The following is a 1,157-nucleotide window of genomic DNA, read 5'->3' as shown; positions in this document are numbered from 1 at the left end:
CTTGAATCAGAAGAGTCCTCGCTTACAAGTCAGTTTCAAGATATAGAAGGAAAATACAAATCACTCCAAGCTCAAAAGGAAGCAGAACAATCTGTATTTATTCAGCAGAAAGAGGCATCGATAGGTGAGTTGAAAGATAAATTAATAGAACAGGAGAGAGGGTTAAATCAAGAGTACGATCAATTATTTGATCAGCTAGACGAAACTAATACCGATAAAAGAATAGGTTTACAAGAACACTTTTCTACTATTCAAAACAACAAATCGGAGAAGCAAATTGAGATCAATGAGTGTAGAAATAAGCAATTTTATCAACATGAAATTGAACAAGTAAAGACTTTACTTCAGAAAGGAATAGCGGAAACTACAGCGTTGGAACAAGAGGTACAGAAGTCTGAACAGGAAATAGAGGGACTTCGTAAAAGTTGGACGCATGAATTAGAAATCTATCAAAAAGAGATTGAAAATGAACGAGCAAATTTGAATCAACGTTTTGAGAAACTGACTCAAAAGAAAAAGGATTTAGAGATTAAAGTTCAAAAATACAATCACACCCTTTTGGCTTGGCTGACGAATCATAAAAAGGATTGGTCAGAGAATATCGGTAAGGTCATTGACCAAGATTTACTATTCCATGATGAACTCAATCCTCAATTATTAGATCAGCTCGCTACTTCATTTTATGGAGTCGGAATTGATTTGAAAAGTATTGAAGGAAGATCTTTTTCATTGTCGCTATTGGAAGAACAGTTGAAAGATACATTAGGTGAGATTGAAAAAGTGAGGAAGGAGTCGAGTGAATTAGATCAGGGATTAATCAAGAAAGAACAAAACCTAAAGAAAAAATACCAACCTCAACTTAATAAGTTGAAATCTTTTGTTGAGGTGTCTAATAATACCATTAAGAAGAATAAAAAGGAGAAGGAACGTCAAGATGTTTTATTGGAGGACTGGATTGAAAAAGGACAGAATGAAAAGGAATTACAATTAGTTCAGCTTAATAAAGATTTGAATGGCATTCAGCTTCAGCTGGACGAATTGAAGCAACAATTAAGTTCGTTTGAGGAAGGTGTAAAGCAACAGAAAGAGGTCAAGCGTAAAGAAAAAACAAGACGTTTGAATCAGTTTAAAAAGGATTTTCAAGAGAAAGAAAATGG

General features: G+C 34.1%; 1 protein-coding gene. It reads left to right on the top strand.

The window, feature by feature from the left end:
• Nucleotides 1-1,157 (top strand): ATP-binding protein (locus tag HHU12_RS34015; protein WP_169661163.1); only part of this gene is annotated, 1,157 nt, incomplete at both ends.

Origin of the sequence: Flammeovirga aprica JL-4 (assembly GCF_012844305.1) — a bacterium.
Lineage (GTDB): Bacteria > Bacteroidota > Bacteroidia > Cytophagales > Flammeovirgaceae > Flammeovirga > Flammeovirga aprica.
The sequence above is the reverse complement of the archived record's forward strand: the minus strand, read 5'-3'. Positions and strand labels throughout refer to the sequence as shown.